Annotated in this window: 20 protein-coding genes and 1 pseudogene; 9 read left to right on the plus strand and 12 right to left on the minus strand. The window is 71.2% G+C overall.

Annotated elements, in window-relative coordinates; genetic code table 11:
• Positions 1-76: 76 nt before the first annotated feature.
• From vph to ACA361_RS40215, 3 genes and pseudogenes are all read right to left on the minus strand, one after another.
• Positions 77-973, minus strand: a complete 897-nt coding sequence (vph, locus tag ACA361_RS40205; protein WP_375020405.1) for a viomycin phosphotransferase — start codon at positions 971-973, stop codon at positions 77-79.
• 64 nt (positions 974-1,037) lie between these two features.
• Positions 1,038-1,439 (minus strand): annotated as a pseudogene (locus ACA361_RS40210) (transposase); the annotation flags it as partial.
• A gap of 281 nt (positions 1,440-1,720) precedes the next feature.
• A complete protein-coding gene (locus tag ACA361_RS40215; RefSeq protein WP_375020406.1) occupies positions 1,721-2,635 on the minus strand; it encodes a LysR family transcriptional regulator in 915 nt (304 codons plus the stop codon).
• A 96-nt stretch (positions 2,636-2,731) separates the two neighbouring features.
• Here ACA361_RS40215 and ACA361_RS40220 point away from each other — a divergent pair, with 96 nt between their 5' ends.
• From ACA361_RS40220 to ACA361_RS40230, 3 genes are all read left to right on the plus strand, one after another.
• Positions 2,732-3,484, plus strand: coding sequence for an alpha/beta fold hydrolase (locus tag ACA361_RS40220; RefSeq protein ID WP_375020407.1), 753 nt, complete (start codon positions 2,732-2,734; stop codon positions 3,482-3,484).
• Positions 3,485-3,554: 70 nt separating this feature from the next.
• Positions 3,555-4,427, plus strand: coding sequence for an oxidoreductase (locus ACA361_RS40225; protein WP_375020408.1), 873 nt, complete (start codon positions 3,555-3,557; stop codon positions 4,425-4,427).
• Positions 4,428-4,620: 193 nt separating this feature from the next.
• On the plus strand, positions 4,621-5,226 hold the full coding sequence (locus ACA361_RS40230; protein ID WP_375020409.1) for a recombinase family protein: 606 nt from the start codon (positions 4,621-4,623) through the stop codon (positions 5,224-5,226).
• A gap of 74 nt (positions 5,227-5,300) precedes the next feature.
• On the opposite strand, the gene ACA361_RS40235 is transcribed toward ACA361_RS40230, so the two are convergent.
• Positions 5,301-5,759: a carboxymuconolactone decarboxylase family protein gene (locus ACA361_RS40235; protein WP_375020410.1), complete on the minus strand. Its 459-nt coding sequence runs from the start codon at positions 5,757-5,759 to the stop codon at positions 5,301-5,303.
• A 79-nt stretch (positions 5,760-5,838) separates the two neighbouring features.
• On the opposite strand from ACA361_RS40235, the gene ACA361_RS40240 reads away from it, so the two are divergent.
• Both ACA361_RS40240 and ACA361_RS40245 read left to right on the plus strand, forming a co-directional pair.
• Positions 5,839-6,708 (plus strand): sigma-70 family RNA polymerase sigma factor, encoded by an 870-nt coding sequence (locus ACA361_RS40240; protein ID WP_375020411.1) that lies wholly within the window; start codon positions 5,839-5,841, stop codon positions 6,706-6,708.
• Positions 6,709-6,775: 67 nt separating this feature from the next.
• The gene (locus tag ACA361_RS40245; RefSeq protein WP_375020412.1) at positions 6,776-7,549 is read left to right on the plus strand and encodes a VOC family protein; all 774 of its coding nucleotides are present in this window, start codon (positions 6,776-6,778) and stop codon (positions 7,547-7,549) included.
• Here ACA361_RS40245 and ACA361_RS40250 read toward each other — a convergent pair.
• Complete coding sequence (locus ACA361_RS40250; protein WP_375020413.1) at positions 7,531-8,502, minus strand: helix-turn-helix transcriptional regulator; 972 nt, start codon at positions 8,500-8,502, stop codon at positions 7,531-7,533. The two genes, ACA361_RS40245 and ACA361_RS40250, sit on opposite strands and share 19 nt — an antisense overlap.
• Before the next feature lie 132 nt (positions 8,503-8,634).
• On the opposite strand from ACA361_RS40250, the gene ACA361_RS40255 reads away from it, so the two are divergent.
• Positions 8,635-9,030: a RidA family protein gene (locus ACA361_RS40255; RefSeq protein ID WP_375020476.1), complete on the plus strand. Its 396-nt coding sequence runs from the start codon at positions 8,635-8,637 to the stop codon at positions 9,028-9,030.
• Between the two features lie 75 nt (positions 9,031-9,105).
• On the opposite strand, the gene ACA361_RS40260 is transcribed toward ACA361_RS40255, so the two are convergent.
• The 3 genes from ACA361_RS40260 to ACA361_RS40270 all read right to left on the minus strand — a co-directional run bounded on the left by ACA361_RS40260 (position 9,106) and on the right by ACA361_RS40270 (position 10,880).
• Entirely contained in the window at positions 9,106-9,408 is a 303-nt protein-coding gene (locus ACA361_RS40260) for a hypothetical protein (RefSeq protein WP_375020414.1), read from the minus strand.
• Entirely contained in the window at positions 9,405-9,986 is a 582-nt protein-coding gene (locus tag ACA361_RS40265; RefSeq protein ID WP_375020415.1) for an RNA polymerase sigma factor, read from the minus strand. The genes ACA361_RS40260 and ACA361_RS40265 overlap by 4 nt, the downstream gene beginning before the upstream one ends.
• A 159-nt stretch (positions 9,987-10,145) precedes the next feature.
• On the minus strand, positions 10,146-10,880 hold the full coding sequence (locus tag ACA361_RS40270) for a TetR/AcrR family transcriptional regulator (protein ID WP_375020416.1): 735 nt from the start codon (positions 10,878-10,880) through the stop codon (positions 10,146-10,148).
• 91 nt (positions 10,881-10,971) lie between these two features.
• On the opposite strand from ACA361_RS40270, the gene ACA361_RS40275 reads away from it, so the two are divergent.
• The gene (locus tag ACA361_RS40275; protein ID WP_375020417.1) at positions 10,972-11,391 is read left to right on the plus strand and encodes a siderophore-interacting protein; all 420 of its coding nucleotides are present in this window, start codon (positions 10,972-10,974) and stop codon (positions 11,389-11,391) included.
• Positions 11,392-11,426: 35 nt separating this feature from the next.
• Here the strand turns inward: ACA361_RS40275 and ACA361_RS40280 are convergent, their stop codons facing one another.
• Both ACA361_RS40280 and ACA361_RS40285 read right to left on the minus strand, forming a co-directional pair.
• Complete coding sequence (locus ACA361_RS40280; RefSeq protein WP_375020418.1) at positions 11,427-12,899, minus strand: MFS transporter; 1,473 nt, start codon at positions 12,897-12,899, stop codon at positions 11,427-11,429.
• Between the two features lie 136 nt (positions 12,900-13,035).
• Entirely contained in the window at positions 13,036-13,680 is a 645-nt protein-coding gene (locus tag ACA361_RS40285) for a TetR/AcrR family transcriptional regulator (RefSeq protein ID WP_375020419.1), read from the minus strand.
• Positions 13,681-13,807: 127 nt separating this feature from the next.
• Here ACA361_RS40285 and ACA361_RS40290 point away from each other — a divergent pair, with 127 nt between their 5' ends.
• Entirely contained in the window at positions 13,808-14,749 is a 942-nt protein-coding gene (locus tag ACA361_RS40290) for a sigma-70 family RNA polymerase sigma factor (RefSeq protein ID WP_375020420.1), read from the plus strand.
• Between the two features lie 46 nt (positions 14,750-14,795).
• Here the strand turns inward: ACA361_RS40290 and ACA361_RS40295 are convergent, their stop codons facing one another.
• Together ACA361_RS40295 and ACA361_RS40300 are read right to left on the minus strand one after the other, a co-directional pair.
• Positions 14,796-15,170, minus strand: coding sequence for a VOC family protein (locus tag ACA361_RS40295; protein WP_375020421.1), 375 nt, complete (start codon positions 15,168-15,170; stop codon positions 14,796-14,798).
• Positions 15,171-15,243: 73 nt separating this feature from the next.
• Positions 15,244-15,819, minus strand: a complete 576-nt coding sequence (locus ACA361_RS40300; protein WP_375020422.1) for a TetR/AcrR family transcriptional regulator — start codon at positions 15,817-15,819, stop codon at positions 15,244-15,246.
• A 72-nt stretch (positions 15,820-15,891) separates the two neighbouring features.
• Between ACA361_RS40300 and ACA361_RS40305 the strand changes: the two genes are divergently transcribed.
• Positions 15,892-16,389 (plus strand): FBP domain-containing protein, encoded by a 498-nt coding sequence (locus ACA361_RS40305; protein ID WP_375020423.1) that lies wholly within the window; start codon positions 15,892-15,894, stop codon positions 16,387-16,389.
• Positions 16,390-16,393: the final 4 nt, after the last annotated feature.

Consider the following 16,393-nt stretch of genomic DNA (forward strand, 5'->3'; position numbering starts at 1 on the left):
GGCATGAGGGCCTCCTGGCGATCGGCGTAGATGTCGCAATCCACACCGAACCCGGAGGCCCTCCCTCACTTCAAGATCATCCGACCGTGTCCACCGCGTTCGCAACCTCCCGGGTCAGTACAGCTAGGCCGTCCGTGAGTTCTTCTTCGTCGCCGTCGCGGATTGCGTAGAGGGCTTGCTGCAGGGCGAATGTGCCGCAGATCGTGGCGATGCGGGTGAGGAGTCCGTGGTTTGACCAGTTGCCCAAGGCGAGTACCCGCTCCAGGAGCTCAGGGCCGTAGCTGGCGCCGATGGCTGCGAGGTCCTCGGCCGGGTCGCCGAGCGTGACGTCGTCCCAGTCGAGTACTCCGGAGAGGCGCGGCAGGCCGTGCGTCCACTCCCATAGGACGTTTTCGGCACCGAGGTCGCCATGGACCACTGCCTGAGTGAGATGGGGAAGGCTGTTGAGCGCTGTGAGTTCCCGCTCGGCCCGTAGGCGTCCGCTGTCGGACATGAGCGGGAACAGCTCCGCGCGCACGTTCTCCGCGAACCGCCGCCACTGGTCTTCTGCTGCCTGAGGGAGAACTGCGCGTACCGTCTCGTCGGTGCCGGTACGGGCCAGAGCGGACAGCAGCGTGGCGTACTGCGCCGCCACGGTGTCGACCACTTGGGCATCGTTGAGGGCGTCGGTCTCCAGCGGTTCCCCGGGAATGCGGCTGAGTACCAGGAACGGCGCCTCGTCGGTGCCGTGGGTGCCGCCCTGGAGCAGCGGCTCAGGTGTGCGGAAGCCGAGGCCGAGGTTGGCGAGTGCGTGTAGTGCGGCCGCCCGCTGGGACAGCCGGGCGGCTGCTGCCCGGGTGCGAGGCAGGCACACGACGCGGTCTGAGCCGATGACCACGGTGTGGAATTGCCCCTGACGTACGGCAAGGTCTTCCGGGTTGTCGTCGGGCAGCAGACGGCTCAGCAAAGCGCGATGCGTCGCATGGATTCTCACGAGTGTCTTCTGGATCCTTCGCTGGGTCGGAGGCGATGCGCGCGAAGTGCTGTCAAGCCGCGCGGAGGTAGGCGGCGAGTTTACGGATCGACCAGCGGGTGAAGGGCTGGCCGAGCTTGGTGCGGCGGGTGGTGGCCGTCTGGACGACGAAGTCCTCATCGTCAGGCTTGAGCAGGCGGGGACGGCCTCCCGCCCAACGAGGGTCCAGACAGGCCAGGCCGATCTCATTGAACCGGTGGATCACGTCCCGGACGGTGTCCTCGTCGGCCAGGACCAGCTGGGCAATCACCGGCACGCGGTTCCCGTCCGCCGACGCCAGCAGCATCATCGCGCGCCGGTAGCGCACCGAACTCGTGCTGCCCCGGCGCACGATCCGCTGCAGCTTCTGACCCTCCAGGTCGGTCAGTCTGCGCACCCGCACAGGCTCGACCACCACACCTCCAGCGATCGGAACGGACGTCACCATCCATCCAACCGCCAACCCGGCGAACGTTCCCGGTCAGAGCACATAGGGCGGGTCGCTGTCGCGCCGTGATGGGTTGGTGAGCAGGTTCAGCTGTGCACTGCCGGGCCGGGAAGGTCGTCGAGCGTGTGAGCGGGGTGGACGGCGTAGTGGGTGCGGGTGAGGTGGCTGGCGGTTTCCAGGTCGATCAGGATGCGCTGTACGGCGCGGTGTGGGGGCGCGGGCGATGGCCAGCATCGTGGAGGCCCGTGTCAGGGCGGGAGCATCCCATCAGCGAAACAACACTACGCGGGAGGGGCCGTGACGCTGGTGATGTGCCCGACCAGGAGATCCTTCGCGGATCGCACGAACTGTGTGACGAGTGGGTTCGTGTCTGCGGTCCGGGTGGCTACGACGATCTGGCAAGGCTCGATCCCGTCGAGCGCAACGGTGACCAGGCCGGGGCGCAGGGTGTGGCGCCGGTCGCCGGCCGGGACGATGGCGATGGCGGTGCCGTCGGCGATGGCCTCGAGTTTGTCCTCGTAGGTCTCGGCCAAGGTGGGCCCCACCGGGGCGGGTTCGCTGCCTGAGCGGGGTTCGAGCCGCCAGAAGGTGGTCCATTCGGCGCCCATGCCGGTGCAGCCCACCAGTGGTTCTGCGGCGATGTCGTCGGCCGTGACCACCTTTTTCCCGGCCAGGCGGTGCGAGGCGGGCACCAGCAGGACCCGGGCCTCGGAGTACAGGACCGTCACCTCCAGGTCCTCGGCCGGGATCGGCAGCGGCGTGCGGGTGACCAGGACATCGACCTGCCGTTCCAGCAGCGTGGAGGCGTCCTGCGAGCCGAGGTGGCGAGTACGGACGTGGGCGTCGGGACATCGATGGCGCAGGTTGCGCACGGCGGGTGTGATGACGAGATCGTCGACGTACCCGATGGTGATCGTGCGCGCCGGTGCCGCGGCCAAGGCGGTCAGGACCGCCTGCTGGGCGCCGTGCAGCAGTTGCTGTGCCTGGGGCAGGAAGGCCGCACCCGCGGCGGTAAGGCGGCTGCCCTGGGTGGTGCGCTCCAGCAGACGCACGCCGAGAGTGTTCTCCAGGCGCTGGATCTGACGGCTCAGGGAAGGCTGGGCAACGAGCAGTTCCTCGGCCGCCCGGGCGAAGTTCAGATGCTCGGCGACGACCGTGAAGTATCGAACCAGCCGTAGGTCCAGATCGGGAGGCATGTCCCCAGACTAGGCCCCCTGTTATGCACTTCTTGCATCACGGGGTGCAATGCAGGTCTTGGACGCCTACGCCGCCCTGGTGGTGTCATACCCGGTATGACCATTGTCTTTGTCCATGGCGTTCCGGTGACCTCCGCGGTCTGGACACCTCTGATCAGCGAGCTGCCCAAGTCCCAGCAGCAGGACGTGCTCCGGCTCTCACCTCCGGGCTTCGGCGCCGCACTTCCTGCAGGCTTCGGTGCCACCTTCCTGGACTACCGAGATTGGCTCATCGAGGAGCTGTCGCAGCTCAAAACCCCGGTGGACCTGGTCGGTCACGACTTCGGCGGCGGTTACGTGCTGGAAGTCGCGATGGCTCGCCCCGACCTGGTGCGCAGTTGGACCAGCGACACCATCGGCGGGTACGAACCGGACTTCACCTGGCATGAGATCGCAAAGACCTGGCAGACGCCGCGGGAGGGGGAACGCCATATCCAGGAGACCTTCTCGGGAGACGCCGCGGAACGGACGGCGCGCATGATCTCGTGGGGCATCCCGGAGTCAGCGGCCGGCGAGGTGGCGCTCGGGCAGGGCCCCGAGATGGGCAGGGCCATTCTGTCGCTGTACCGCTCCGTACCCGAGAACATGCTGGCCGAACGCGGGCGCAATCTGCCAGCGGCCGCAGCGCGGCCCGGCCTGGTTCCCGTGGCCACCGACGACCTCACCGCCGGCAGCGTCGCCCTCCGCCACCGCGCCGCCCACCGCGCCGGCGCCCGCGCCGTCGACCTCGACGCGCTCGGGCACTGGTGGATGCTTCAGGACCCGGCCCGGACCGCCCGCATGCTGTCGGACTTCTGGAACAGCCTGTAAAGCGGCACATCCGGAAGCCAACGATCTCGAACACCACGCAACACGATCACGGAAAGACCGCCATCACCTCATGACCATGCACGTCCCCGATCAGACCGGCCGGACCGCAATCATCACCGGCGGCAGCAGTGGCATCGGCAAGGCCACCGCTGCCGCACTGGCCGCGAAGGGCGCACGAGTCATCCTGGCCGTGCGCGACCAGACCCGCGGCCGCGCGGCCGCCGCCGAGATAGGCGGCCTAACCGAGTCACGCCCGCTCGACCTCGGGTCGCTGGCCTCCGTGCATGAGTTCGCCCGCACGGCGGACGGCCCCATCGACTATCTGATCAACAACGCCGGTTCCATGACCCACACCCTGCAGCACACCACCGACGGCTTCGAGAGCCAGCTCGGCATCAACCATCTCGGGCACTTCGCCTTGACGAATCTGCTCCTGAGCCAGATCACCAGGCGGGTGATCACCGTGTCCTCCACCACTTACCGCAGCGCACACATCGACTTCGAGGACCTGCAGTGGCAACGACGGCCCTACCGGCCGTTCGGCGCCTATGGACAGAGCAAGCTGGCCAACCTGCTGTTCACCCGAGAACTGCAGCGCCGCCTGAACAGGGCCAGCTCACCGGTCCTGGCCACGGCAGCGCATCCCGGCTGGGCAGCCACCGGATTCACCATGACCACCGGCCGGCGGATCCTTGACCACACCCTCGCACTGGGAACGCGGCTACTGGCCCAAAGCCCCGAAGGCGGGGCCCGACCGACCCTGCTGGCCACCGTCGGCGACGTCCCCGGCGCCAGCTTCTCCGGCCCCAGCCGGTTCGGGGTACGCGGCCCCGCCGCCCTCGAAGAACTGTCCGGCGAAGCACTCAACGATGACACCGCGCACAAGCTCTGGGAGGTCTCCGAACTCCTCACTCACATCAAGTCTCCCCTGCCCACCACCTGAGCGGTCGGCCTGACCCGGCTGAGCGGCCGGTGCTGATGCGGTCGCCATGGCGCTGGCGGCGTGACCGGTCCGGACGGTCGATCGGGCCGGGCCTAGACGCTCGGTGAGAGGGATAAGGCGAGGTCCGGGCGCGCTCTCAGCGGTGATCGCCACTCGGCTCCCCTGTTCGGGGTGCTCATTTGACGAGCGTTTGATGAGCGGAAGGCGGTCCGTGGTGGCGCTCATCGGCCTGGTCCGGGTCAGCACCGGCAAGCAGAACACCCAGCGGCAGCACGACGCGCTCGACCCGATCTGCTGGAAGGTGTTCGAGGATGAGCTCAGCGGCAAGCTGAACACCGACCGGCCCGCGCTGTTGGAGGCGCTGTCGCACATCCGCGACGGCGACATGCTGACCGCCCAGGAGGACGACCGCCTCGGCCGCAACCTCCTAGAAGGACTGATCGCCCTGAACGACCTGTTCCAGCGCGGGATCGCGGTCAAGGTGCTGGAGGGCATCGCGACCGGCGAGCACACCGAGCGCTCGCTGGACCTGGCCCTGGCCGAGGACCGGCGCCGCGACATCGCCCGCAAGACCAAGAACGGTCTGGAGGCGGCCCGCCGTCGCGGCCGGGTCGGTGGCCGCCGCCCGGTGGTCGACGACGACAAGCGCGCGGCGATCCTGGCCCGCCGCCAGCGCGGGGAGTCCATCCGCGCTATCGCCGCCGGCGTCAAGGTCTCGGTCGGCGTCGTGCACAAGACCCTCACCGAGGCCGCGGCCCAGGGCGAGCCGATCGTGTTGTCCGGCAGTGGGCTCGGTTGAGTGCGCACGGCTGTGTTCGGGGCAGGCTCGCCGGGAGGGGGACCTCCCGGCGAGCCCGGCGGCGGCGTGGCGAATCAGCCCCAGGTCTTGCCGGCCGGCTCCTTGATGGTGCGGTTGATCCGGTTGAAGAAGTTGGTCAGGGCGATCTCCAGGTTGAGCGCGCCGATCTGCTCCTCGGTGAAATGGGCGTTGGCCTCGTCCCAGATCTCGTCGGTGACGCCCTCCGCGCCGTCCTGCAGCCGGGTCGCGGCCTCGGCCAGTGCCAGGGCCGCGCGTTCGGCGTCGGTGTAGAACGGTGCCTCACGCCAGGCCGCCACGTTGTGCAGCCGCTCGTCGGTGTCACCGGCCTTCCTGCCGCCGGCGACGCTGGCGTAGACGCACGCGGAGCAGCCGTTGATCTGGCTGGCGCGCAGGTGTACGAGCGCGAGCAGCTTCGGGTCGACGCCGCCGGCGGCGATCGCCTTCTGGAGGTGCTGGATCGCGGTCCATACGTTGGCGTCGAGCGTGTTCTTGTTCTTGAGCCGGTTCTCCACGTGCTCTCCTCATCGGGTTACGTTTCGGGGCGTTCGCCCGTCATCCCCATGACGAAGGCGCTTCGAGGAAGGTAACGACATGCCCGGCACCGATTCCGCGGATCCGATCGCCGATGCCTTCGAGGCCCAGCGGGACCGGCTCCGAGCCGTCGCCTACCGGGTGCTCGGATCGCACGCCGACGCGGAGGACGTGGTCCAGGAGGCGTGGCTGCGGCTCTCCCGCCAGGACGCCGGCACGATCGACAACCTCGGCGGCTGGCTGACCACCGTGGTCGGCCGCCTCAGCCTCGACGTCCTGCGTTCGGGCCGGACCCGCCCGGTGGTGTCCCTCGACGTGGAGGAGACGGACGGGACGCTCGACGACGCTCCCGAACCGGACGACCTCGTGCAGCTGGAGGACTCCGTGGGCCTCGCGCTCTTCATGGTCCTCGACTCGCTGGGCCCGGACGAACGGCTGGCGTTCGTGCTGCACGACGTGTTCGCCGTTCCGTTCGCGGAGATCGGCGCCATCCTCGGCAGGTCCACCGACGCGAGCAAGATGCTCGCCAGCCGCGCCCGCAGGAAGGTGCAGGGCGTCCAGCGGCCGGGGAGCGCGGTACGGCGGCGGCGCGAGGTGGTGCAAGCCTTCCTGGCCGCGGCCCGGGAGGGCCGGTTCGAGCGGTTGCTGCAGGTCCTGCACCCCGAGGTGAGGTTCACCGTCGACACCCCGGACGGCCGGTTCGTGACCATCGGTGCAACCGAGGTCGCCGGCCGCGCCCGGATGGCCGGCGGCGCGGCGCGGGCGCACGCGGCGATCGTCGACGGCCGCCCCGGCGTCATCTCCTGGAGCGAGGACGGCACCCCGCTCTCCGTGCTCGCCTTCACCGTCGCCGATGACCGCATCACCGAGATCACCGCCGTCGTGGATCCGGCCGCGCTCGCGCGCATGGAGCTGCCGGATCCGGTGTGACGGCCGTCCGGGGGCGGGCTCCGGGCGGTTCGTGACGCCCGTTCACCTGGGATTAGGGTGGGGCGCCATGGCACTGCGACTCGTTCAGGTGAATTTCAAGGCCCGGGACGACTCGGCCCTCGGCCGGTTCTGGGCGGACGCGCTCGGCTGGGGCGTTTCCAGCGAGGGGCCCGGCGTGACCAACGTCGAGCCCGTCGGGTTCTCCTGGCCGAACCCCACCGCCGTGTGCGTGGACGTCGTCACCGTCCCGGATCCCGAAACGGTGAGGTACCGCGTCCACATCGACCTCGCGACCACCTCCGCGGCGCATCAGGCGGAGCTGGTCGCGCGCCTGAAGGAGCTCGGTGCGACGCCCGCGGACGTGGGGCAGGGCGACGTCCCGTGGACGGTCCTCGCCGACCCGGAGGGCAACGTGTTCTGCGTGCTGGAGCCCCGGGAGGTCTACCGGGACACCGGGCCGATCGCCCGGGTGGTGGTCGACTGCGCGGATCCGCGGGCGCTGGCCGGGTTCTGGGGCGAGGCGATCGACTGGACCCTGCACGAGCTGACCGACGATCACGCGGTGTTCCGGTCGGCCGAGGGTGTCGGGCCGTACCTGGAGTTGCGCCGCGCGGCCGGCGAGCGGCCGGTGTCGACTCGTGTCCATATCGACCTGCTGCCGTACTCCCGTGAGGAGCACGCGGCGGAGGTGGCCCGGCTGGAGGCCCTCGGTGCCACCGGCGTCGATATCGGCCAGGGTGACGCTTCGTGGACGGTCCTCGCCGACCCCGAGGGCAACGAGTTCTGCGTCCTCGGTAAGCCGTCGGGCGCCGCCGGTGGCGTTCAGGGCGAGTCCTCGTAGCGGGCGGCGATCGCGGCGGCGCGGTCGCGCAGTGAGGCGCGCAGCGACCGCGGGGCGAGGGCCTCCGCGCCCATGCCGAGCTGCCACAGCGCCCATTCGGCGTGCCATGAGTCCTGGAAGGCCACCTCCAGCCGCAGCCAGCCGTCCGCGTCGGGCTCCTCGGCGCGGACGGCGAGCGCGGTGCTGAGCAGGTCCTCGCGGCGCGCCGGGTGCACCCGTACCTGGACGGTGATCTGGTCGCCGGACAGGAACTGCGCGCAGCGTTCCCGCCAGATCCGGTCCAGGTCGATCCCGTCCGGCCGCTGGGCCGGTTCGGGGAGTTCCTCGGCGGCCAGCACCCGCGACAGCCGGTAGGTGCGGTCCGCGCCGGATCTCGTGGCCAGCAGGTAGCCCCGGTCGCGTACGGTGACCAGGCCGATCGGGTCCACGGTGCGCCACTGCGGTGCCTGGCCCGCGGCGGCGTAGTGGATGCGGAGCCGGTTCCCGGTGAGGACCGCGCGCCGGACCTCGGTCATCGTGGCGTCGGGTACGTCCTCGGTGCCCCGCCGGCGGGGGAGGAGATCGGTCTCCGGGTCGACGAGCAGGCGCCGGGCCGCGTCGCCGGCGATGGCGCGATGGCCTTCGGGCAGCGCCTCGACGACCTTGCGCATGGCCGAGGCGAGCGCCGCGCCGAGGCCGTACACCTGGTCGCCGCGCCCCGATCCGGCGACCAGCAGGGCGAGGGCCTCGTCGTGGTTCAGGCCGGTGAGGTCGGTCCGGAACCCGGGCAGCAGGGCGAACCCGCCGTTGCGGCCGCGCTCCGCGTACACCGGGACGCCGGCCGCGGACAGCGCCTCGATGTCGCGCAGCACGGTGCGGGTGGACACCTCCAGCTCGCGGGCGAGCGTGTCCGCGGTCAGCCGGCCGCGCTGGCGCAGCAGGAGCAGCAGCGAGATCAGCCGGTCGGCGCGCACCCGGAAACTCTACAGAAATCACGACAAGAGGTGTCGTGTATCGCTGGGAGGCTCGTCCACACGACGCCCGAGACGGCCACCGAGCCGCCGGGCGTACGCGTTCGCGACGAATCGAATGGAGCCGATGTGGCAGTGGAACGAACGGCCGTCAACCCGTGGGCGTGGTCGGCGGAGCTGGGCTACAACCAGGGCGAGGTCGTCTCCGGGCACGGCAGGACGCTGTTCTGCGCCGGGCAGACCGCGATGAGCGGCGAGGGCAAGCCGCAGCACGCCGGTGACATGGCGGCGCAGCTGGCGCTGAGCCTCGACAACCTGGAGGCCGTGCTCGGCGAGGCCGGCATGTCGCTGGCCGCCCTCGTCCGGCTCAACGTCTACACCACCGACGTCGACCTGCTCTTCCAGCACTACGGCGTGCTGGCGGGGCGGCTGGGCGCGGCCGGCGTGGCACCGCCCACCACGATGCTCGGGGTGACGCGGCTGGCGCTCCCCGACCTGATGGTGGAACTGGAGGGCACCGCCGCCGCGTGACGCGGGCTCTCCACCTCCGGCCCGGCCGCTCGTCCGACGGGCGGCCGGGCCGGAGGCGTTGCGGTTCGGCCCGGCTCAGGACGAATCAGGCGAAGCCGGGGCCAGCTTGCAGGCGCCGTCCGCGCAGGAGCGTTCCAGCCGGCCGCGGGAGACGGTCTGCGCCAGGCCGATCATCCAGCAGGACGGGCAGCCGCGGAAGGCGACCAGGCTCAGCGGGGCGGCCACCAGGGTGGCGGGGCCGGCGACGGGCACCAGGGCGATCGAGCCGACGATCAGGCCGAGGCCGATGGCGCCGCGCAGAAGGTGCCGCGGGACGGAGGCGCTGGCGAAGTCCGCCTCCGCGCGGTGCGGCTTGCCGGTCTCCACGGTGTTCGTCATGGTCGTGCCTTCCCTTCGGCTTCTTCGTCGGCCGGAGCCAGCGCCTGCCGCAGGGCGGCACGGGCCCGGTGGAGCCTCGACTTCATCGCCGGAACGCTCAACCCGAGCGACCGGGCGACCAAGGGGCCCGGATACCCCTGCACGTCCCTCATGATCAGTACCTGCCGCTGGTCGCGGGGCAGGGCGCTGATCGCGGCCGCCACCCGCTCGGCCTCCATGCGCCGGAGGACCGCGTTCTCCGCGGAGGGCGTCGCCTGCTCGCCGCCGGCATGCCGGACGGCCGGTGCCGAGGCGAGAAGCCGCAGGTGCCGCAGGCACTCGTTGCGCACGATGCGGAACATCCAGGACGCGAGGGCACCGGAGGCGCGGAGCGTGCCGATCTTCCGGTAGAGGGTGATCAGTGCTTCCTGGGCCGCGTCCTCGGCGTCCTGCGGTGTGGCGCACAGCGTCCGCGCGAACCGGCGCACGTGAGGCTGCGACTCCATCACCACGGCGGTCAGCGAGGTGACGTCGCCGTCCTGGGCGGCCTTGATCAGCCGCTCGTCCGGCCAGGGCCGGCCCGGGCGCGGCTCAGCCACGGCTCCGGCTCCTCCGCCGGAGCAGCGTCACGCCGCACGCGCAGACGAGCAGCACTCCGGCCACGGCGACGATCGCGATCATCATGCTCGGTTCCTCCTGATGTCCACCGGCCCGTGCGGCCGGTCCGTGGACAAGAGGCGACGGGAGCGGAAAAGGATTCAGGCGGGCGCGGGCGGCCGGTATTCGAGGCGGAGCGTCGTGGACAGGTCGCGGAGGGCCTCCTCGTAGATCGGCGCGAGGTCGGAGTAGACGAAGTCGAGCTGGTTGAGGACCTCCATGCACAGCAGCCCGTACAGCCTGATCCAGCAGGTCAGGGCCACATGGAGTGCCTCGACGGGCAGGTCGCGTCCCAGGCCGGCGGCGTAGGCGCGCAGCTGCTCGCGCACGGAGGGGTCCAGGTCCGCGGGGTCGGGGACGGGGAAGCCCTGGTGCGCCCAGAGTTCCTCGATCTGCCGCATGAAGACCAGTTCGAAGTCGCGGCCGGCCTGGTTGCGGGTGGTGTCGGGACGGTGGCGGGCGGAGGCGGTGGCCGGGATCGGGCTGGCGAAGATCCAGCCGAACTCGGCGCGGTGGGCGGCGGCCCAGTGGCGCATGGCGCGGCAGGTGGCCAGCAGCCGGTCGGCGGCGGTGCCGTGGGCGGGATCGTCGCGGGCGGTCTCCAGCGCCGTGGTGAGCTCGCGCAGGAAGTCGGCGGTCACGGCCGCGACCAGGTCTTCGTGCGAGGCGAAGTAGTGGTACAGCGCCGGCCCGCTCATGCCCATCTCGCGGGCGACGGCGTTCACCGTCACCGCCGCGGCGCCCTTGGTGGTCAGCAGCCGGCGGGCGGCCTCGCGGATCTCGGCAAGGGTGGCCTCGCGGAGCCTCTCGCGCCGGCGGGCGGGGTGGGCGGCCATGGGGTGATCCTTTCTGACGACCGTTGACAGCCTAGTGCCTCTATGCTTCTTTAGAGGCTCTAAGAAGATCTAGAGCCTCTAGGGAGCTGTCGTGAAAGTGGGAGACCGCATCCGCAACCCGCTGGGTGGCGCGTTCGGCAAGTACCGCCTGGAGACCACGGTCACCGACACCGCGATGGTCACGCCGACGATGCGGCGCATCCGCCTGGTCGCCGACGAGCCGATCGGCTTCGCGTACGTCCCCGGGCAGCACGTGCGCGTCGAGATCAAGGACCCGCGGTCGGTGTCGGGCCTGCTGCGTCCGGCCGAGACGCTGCGCACCTACACGATCTGGGACCTCGATCCGGGCGAGCGCGCGATCGAGCTCCGCGCTCACCTGTACGAGGGGGACGGCATCGGCCTGAAGTGGGCGCGCGCGGCCGCGGCGGGGGACAGGGAAGAGGGAACGGGCAGATGGCAGGGTTCGTCCCGGACCGGGTCGGGACGGCCTGCGGCGGCACCCCGGTGCTGACCGGGATGCCGCCTTGGTCGCGCCTCCGCGGCCGGTCAGCGTTCGGCGACGGCGGCCTTCTCGGCCGGCCGCTCGGGCGCGGCGGGCGGGACGTCAAGCCGGCCGGGGCGCGGCCGCATGAGCACGACGGCGGTGAGGACGGCGGCCAGGTAGAACGCGGCCGCGCCGAGCAGCCCGGCGGTGTAGCCGTGGGTGAGCGCCTCCGGGAGCGGCGTTCCGGCGGGCCGCCCCGCGGTGGCGTTGACGGCCACGCTGGCCAGGGCGGCCAGGCCCAGCGCGCCGCCGACCTGCTGGCTGGTGTTGATGAGCCCGGACGCGATGCCCGAGTCCTCGGGGGCGACGTCCCGCACGCCGCCGATCGTGGCCGCCACGAACCCGATGCCCAGGCCGATGCCCGCGACGAGCTGGGCGGGCAGCAGCACGGCCAGGGCGTTCTGGTCCGGGGTGAGCATGCTGAACCAGACCATCGCGGCGGCGGCCACCCCCATGCCGGCGGCCAGGACGACGCGGGGCGAGGTGCGGGCCTGCAGCTGCGGGCCGATGGCGCCGGAGCCGATGCCGATGCCGACCGCGAACGGCAGGTAGGCCAGCCCGGTGACCATGGGCGAGTAGTCCTTGATCGACTGCATGTAGAGGGTGAGGAAGTAGAAGGTGGCCAGCTGGCCCGCGCCCATCAGCAGCATGACCAGGTTCGCGCCGAGCCGGCTGCGGTCGGCCAGCACGCCGGCCGGGAGCATCGGGGCGCGCACGCTGCGCTGGATGACGGCGAACGCGATCCCCAGCACCAGCGCGATCCCGCCGAACGCCAGGGTCAGCCCGTCGGTCAGGCCGTCGGAGCCCGCCCGGTTGATCGCGTACACCAGGGAGCCGAGGGCGAGGGTGACGGTGACCGCGCCGGGCAGGTCGATGCCGCCGCGCTCGCGGGTGCCGGGGACCAGGGCGAGCGTTCCCACCAGCACCGCCAGCGCGATGGGGACGTTGATGAACATGATCCAGCGCCAGCCCAGGTACTCGGTCAGCGCACCGCCCAGCAGCAGGCCGATCACCGAGCCCAGGCCGCCCATCGCCCCGTACACGCCCAGCGCCTTGTTGCGCCGGGGACCCGCGGGGAACGTGTCGGCGAGCAGCGACAGCGCGGCCGGCGCGATGACGGCGCCGCCCACGCCCTGCAGCACGCGCGCGGCGATCAGCGTGGCGCCGTCCTGGGCGACCCCGCCCAGGACGGAGGCCAGCAGGAACACCACCAGCCCGGCCCGGAACAGCCGCCGGCGGCCGAACAGGTCGCCGGCGCGGCCGCCGGCGAGCAGCATCCCGCCGAACGCCAGCGCGTACGACGTCAGGATCCAGTCCAGGTCGGCCGGCGCGATGCCCAGGCCGGAGCCGATGACGGGGAGGCCGACGGTGACGATGGTGCCGTCCATCACGATCAGCAGCTGCGCCGCCGCGATGACCAGCAGCGCCAGGCCGGTCCGCTCGCCTTGGGGGCGCGTTCGAGGTTTCGAGGTCATCAGGGTTCTCCTCAGGAGGCGGGTCCGGCCGGGCCGGGCCGGCGCGATCCGTCTCTCGTTCCGTTCGTGGGTGCTTCCGGGGTGCTGACGAACGGAACGGCGGGAGTGTGACCGGACGCGTGAGGAGACGTGGCGGTCAGGCGGCGGGGCGGACGGCGTAGCCGCCGAGGGAGGGCTCCAGGGCGCCGAACGCGATGCGCGCGTCCTCGGCGACGATCGCGGCGATCTCATCGTCGCCGCGCTCGTCGAGGGTCAGGCGCAGCGTCTCCTCGAACAGCAGCCGGTGGACGCCGCCCAGCTGGGCCGCCGCGACGCGGGGGAGGACGGCGCCGGGTTCGGCGCCGGTCTCTTCGGCGAGGACGCGGACCATGGCCTTCTCACGGTCGTCGTGGAAGTCGCGGAGGCGGGCGACCAGGACGGGACTGCCGGTGATCATGCGCGCGAACAGCGGTCCGGAGAAGCCGATGACCGGGTTCCGCTCGGCGACCGCGGCCAGGTAGGCGCGGCGCAGCGCGGCCAGGGCGGACTCGCCCGGCTCCCGCTCGCGGATGGTCGTGACCGGCATCTCGATGAAGACGTCCTGCAGATCGAGCGCCAGGTCCTCCTTGCGGGGGAAGTAGTTGGTGACGGTCATCTTGGCCACCTGCGCGGCGGCCGCCACCTCGGCGATCGTCACGTTGTCGAAGCCTCGTTCAAGGAAGAGCCTGGTGGCCTGGTTGGAGATGTTCTCCCTGGTCTGACGCTTCTTCAGGGCTCGCAGGCCGGTGTCTCGTCCGCTCATGGGACCACTATACATAGGTTCAACATAAATTTATGCTTGACATCTGCTTGGGCCTGACCTAAGTTTAGGTCCGTCGGGCGGCGCGCACACCGAGCCGCCGTCCGGCGGGACCGAAGGGATCTCCTCTTTGACCGCTACCGCGCACGCCCCGCTCACCACCGACCCGGTGAACGACTACCTCAAGCGGATCGCCCGTACGCCGCTGCTGACCGCGGAACAGGAAGTGGAGCTCGGTGCGCGCATCGAGGCCGGAACGCTGGCCCGGCACCGTCTCGGCACGGAGGCGGACCGGCTCACCGCGGACGAGCGGGCCGGGCTGGAACGGCGGGCCGCGGACGGCCGCCGCGCCGCCGACCACATGATCGAGGCCAACCTGCGGCTGGTCGTCTCGATCGCCAGGCGCTACGCGGCCGCGGGCGGGCTGCCGCTGCTGGACCTCGTCCAGGAGGGCACGATCGGGATGATGCGGGCGGTGGAGAAGTTCGACCACCGGCGCGGGCTGAAGTTCTCCACGTACGCCACCTGGTGGATCAAGCAGGCGATCGGCCGGGCGCTGGCGGACCAGGGCCGCACCATCAGGCTGCCCGCGCACGTGGTCGAGGTCCTCAACCGGGTGAACCGCACGCGCCGCACCCTGCGCGACGACCTGGGCCGGGAGCCGACGGCCGCGGAGGTGGCGGCCGAGCTCGACCTGACCGCCGAGAAGGTCGAGCAGCTCCTCGGGTACGCCCGCGACCCGATCTCGCTGCACACCCCGTTCGACGGGAACGGCGAGGGCGGCGGCGAGCTGGGCGACGTGGTCCCCGACGACGCGCCCGGCCCCGCCGACGCGGTCGCCGCGTCCTCGCTCCGCCGGTCGCTCGACGCGGTGCTCACCACCCTGCCCGAACGGGAGGCGGCCGTGATCTCGCTGCGGTACGGCCTGGACGACGACCGTCCCCGCACCCTCGACGAGATCGGCCGGCGGTACGGCGTCACCCGGGAACGCATCCGCCAGATCGAGGCGAAGGGGATGAACAAGCTGCGCCACCCCACCCGCACCCGTTCCCTGGCCGACCTCCTCGCCTAGCGCTCCGGTCAGGCCGGGGCGGGCCGGACCCGCCTGAGCCGGTCGTTCAGCTCAGGCGGGTCCGCAGGAGGCAGAACTCGTTGCCCTCGGGGTCGGCCAGAACGTGCCAGGACTCCTCGCCGGTCTGGCCGACGTCCGCCGGGCGCGCCCCGAGCGCCAGGAGCCGTTCGAGCTCGGCGTCCTGGTCGCGGTCGGTGGCGTTGACGTCGAAGTGCAGCGGCAGGAGTCCCCTCCTGGGTTCGGTGGTGGGGCTGAAGACCAGCGTCGGCTGCAGGCCGCCGAACCCTTCCCGCGGTCCGATCTCCACCGAGCCGTCGTCGTCGGTGTCGAGCACGACGAAGTCCAGCACCTCGCACCAGAACTCCGCCAGCCGCTGCGGATCCCGGCAATCGATCACCAGTTCGGAAATGCGACAGGCCATGATCGGCACCCTACGGGGCGGCGGCCGCGCGCGGCCACTCCGTTCCCGCCGCCGTGTCGCGGCCGTTCCCGCCTCAGGAGGGGGGCCAGCCGGCCAGGGCGGCGTGCAGGGTGTCCAGGATCCTCGCCCATGAGGCGTCCGTGCCGCGCACGTCGCTGGAGTGCCGGAACGCGTCCGCCGCCTCCAGGCTCACGAAGCCGTGGAAGGTGCTCCCCAGCAGCCGGATCGCGTCGATATGGTCGGACTCGGGCACCGCGTAGCCGCGCAGGATCGCCCGCGTCATCTCCACGTGGCGGACGCCGGCACTGGCCGCCGCGGTCTCCGGATCGAGGCTGAAGCGGGTGGCGGCGTACCGTCCCGGATGCTTCCTGGCGTAGTCGCGGTAGGCGTTGGCGAACGCCACCAGGGCGTCCTTGCCCGAACGGCCCGCCAGCGCCTCGCCGGCGTCGTCGGCGAGTTCGGCCAGCGCGAACAGCGCCACCTTGACCCGCAGGTCCCGCATGTTCCTGATGTGGGAGTAGAGGCTGCCCTCCTTGACGCCGAAGCTGCGGGCCAGCGCCGTGACCGTCACGTTCTCGAAGCCGATCTCGTCGGCCAGATCCGCCGCCACCTGGATCAGCCGCTCGACGGTCACCCCCGCGCGCGCCATCCGGCCCTCCTCTCGAACCTAAACGACTTAGGAATTTGCATAATAGCTTCAGGATAACTAGCCTCGCCACCCATGAGAGCCATCACTGAGAGCGACATCCGTACATCCTTCGTCAACTGCTCCAAGGGCGAGGCCAAGCGGCTCGGCCTGCCCAAGGACTTCGATGAGAGGCCATGGGACGATCTGGACTTCCTGGGCTGGCGAGATCCCGGCGCGCCAGGCCGCTCCTATCTGGTAACCGAGAGTGGCGACCGCCTGGTCGGCATCGCGCTGCGGGTGACCTCCGGCGGCGGCCGCGGCTTCACCACCCGGAGCATGTGCTCGCTGTGCCTGACCACGCGCAGCGGCGGCGGCGTGTCGCTGATGACCGCGCGCCGTACCGGCGAGGCCGGCCGCCAGGGCAACACCGTCGGGCAGTACCTGTGCGGCGACCTGGACTGCTCGCTGTACGTGCGGGGCAGGAAGGAGTCGGTGGCCGGGGGAGCCATGGAGGAGTCCCTCACCCCGGACGAGAAGGTCGCCCGCCTCCACGCCAACCTGGACGCCTTCCTCGCCAAGATCACTCAGTGATCGC

Source organism: Actinomadura sp. 21ATH (assembly GCF_041951345.1).
GTDB lineage: Bacteria > Actinomycetota > Actinomycetes > Streptosporangiales > Streptosporangiaceae > Spirillospora.

Bases quoted from the DNA above. Each gene is read 5' to 3' on its own strand.
- ACA361_RS40215 (WP_375020406.1), bottom strand. From the start codon at position 2,635: ATGCCTCCCGATCTGGACCTACGGCTGGTTCGATACTTCACGGTCGTC.
- ACA361_RS40220 (WP_375020407.1), top strand. From the start codon at position 2,732: ATGACCATTGTCTTTGTCCATGGCGTTCCGGTGACCTCCGCGGTCTGG.
- ACA361_RS40225 (WP_375020408.1), top strand. From the start codon at position 3,555: ATGACCATGCACGTCCCCGATCAGACCGGCCGGACCGCAATCATCACC.
- ACA361_RS40230 (WP_375020409.1), top strand. From the start codon at position 4,621: ATGAGCGGAAGGCGGTCCGTGGTGGCGCTCATCGGCCTGGTCCGGGTC.
- ACA361_RS40240 (WP_375020411.1), top strand. From the start codon at position 5,839: ATGCCCGGCACCGATTCCGCGGATCCGATCGCCGATGCCTTCGAGGCC.
- ACA361_RS40245 (WP_375020412.1), top strand. From the start codon at position 6,776: ATGGCACTGCGACTCGTTCAGGTGAATTTCAAGGCCCGGGACGACTCG.
- ACA361_RS40260 (WP_375020414.1), bottom strand. From the start codon at position 9,408: ATGACGAACACCGTGGAGACCGGCAAGCCGCACCGCGCGGAGGCGGAC.
- ACA361_RS40270 (WP_375020416.1), bottom strand. From the start codon at position 10,880: ATGGCCGCCCACCCCGCCCGCCGGCGCGAGAGGCTCCGCGAGGCCACC.
- ACA361_RS40280 (WP_375020418.1), bottom strand. From the start codon at position 12,899: ATGACCTCGAAACCTCGAACGCGCCCCCAAGGCGAGCGGACCGGCCTG.
- ACA361_RS40285 (WP_375020419.1), bottom strand. From the start codon at position 13,680: ATGAGCGGACGAGACACCGGCCTGCGAGCCCTGAAGAAGCGTCAGACC.
- ACA361_RS40295 (WP_375020421.1), bottom strand. From the start codon at position 15,170: ATGGCCTGTCGCATTTCCGAACTGGTGATCGATTGCCGGGATCCGCAG.
- ACA361_RS40300 (WP_375020422.1), bottom strand. From the start codon at position 15,819: ATGGCGCGCGCGGGGGTGACCGTCGAGCGGCTGATCCAGGTGGCGGCG.
- ACA361_RS40305 (WP_375020423.1), top strand. From the start codon at position 15,892: ATGAGAGCCATCACTGAGAGCGACATCCGTACATCCTTCGTCAACTGC.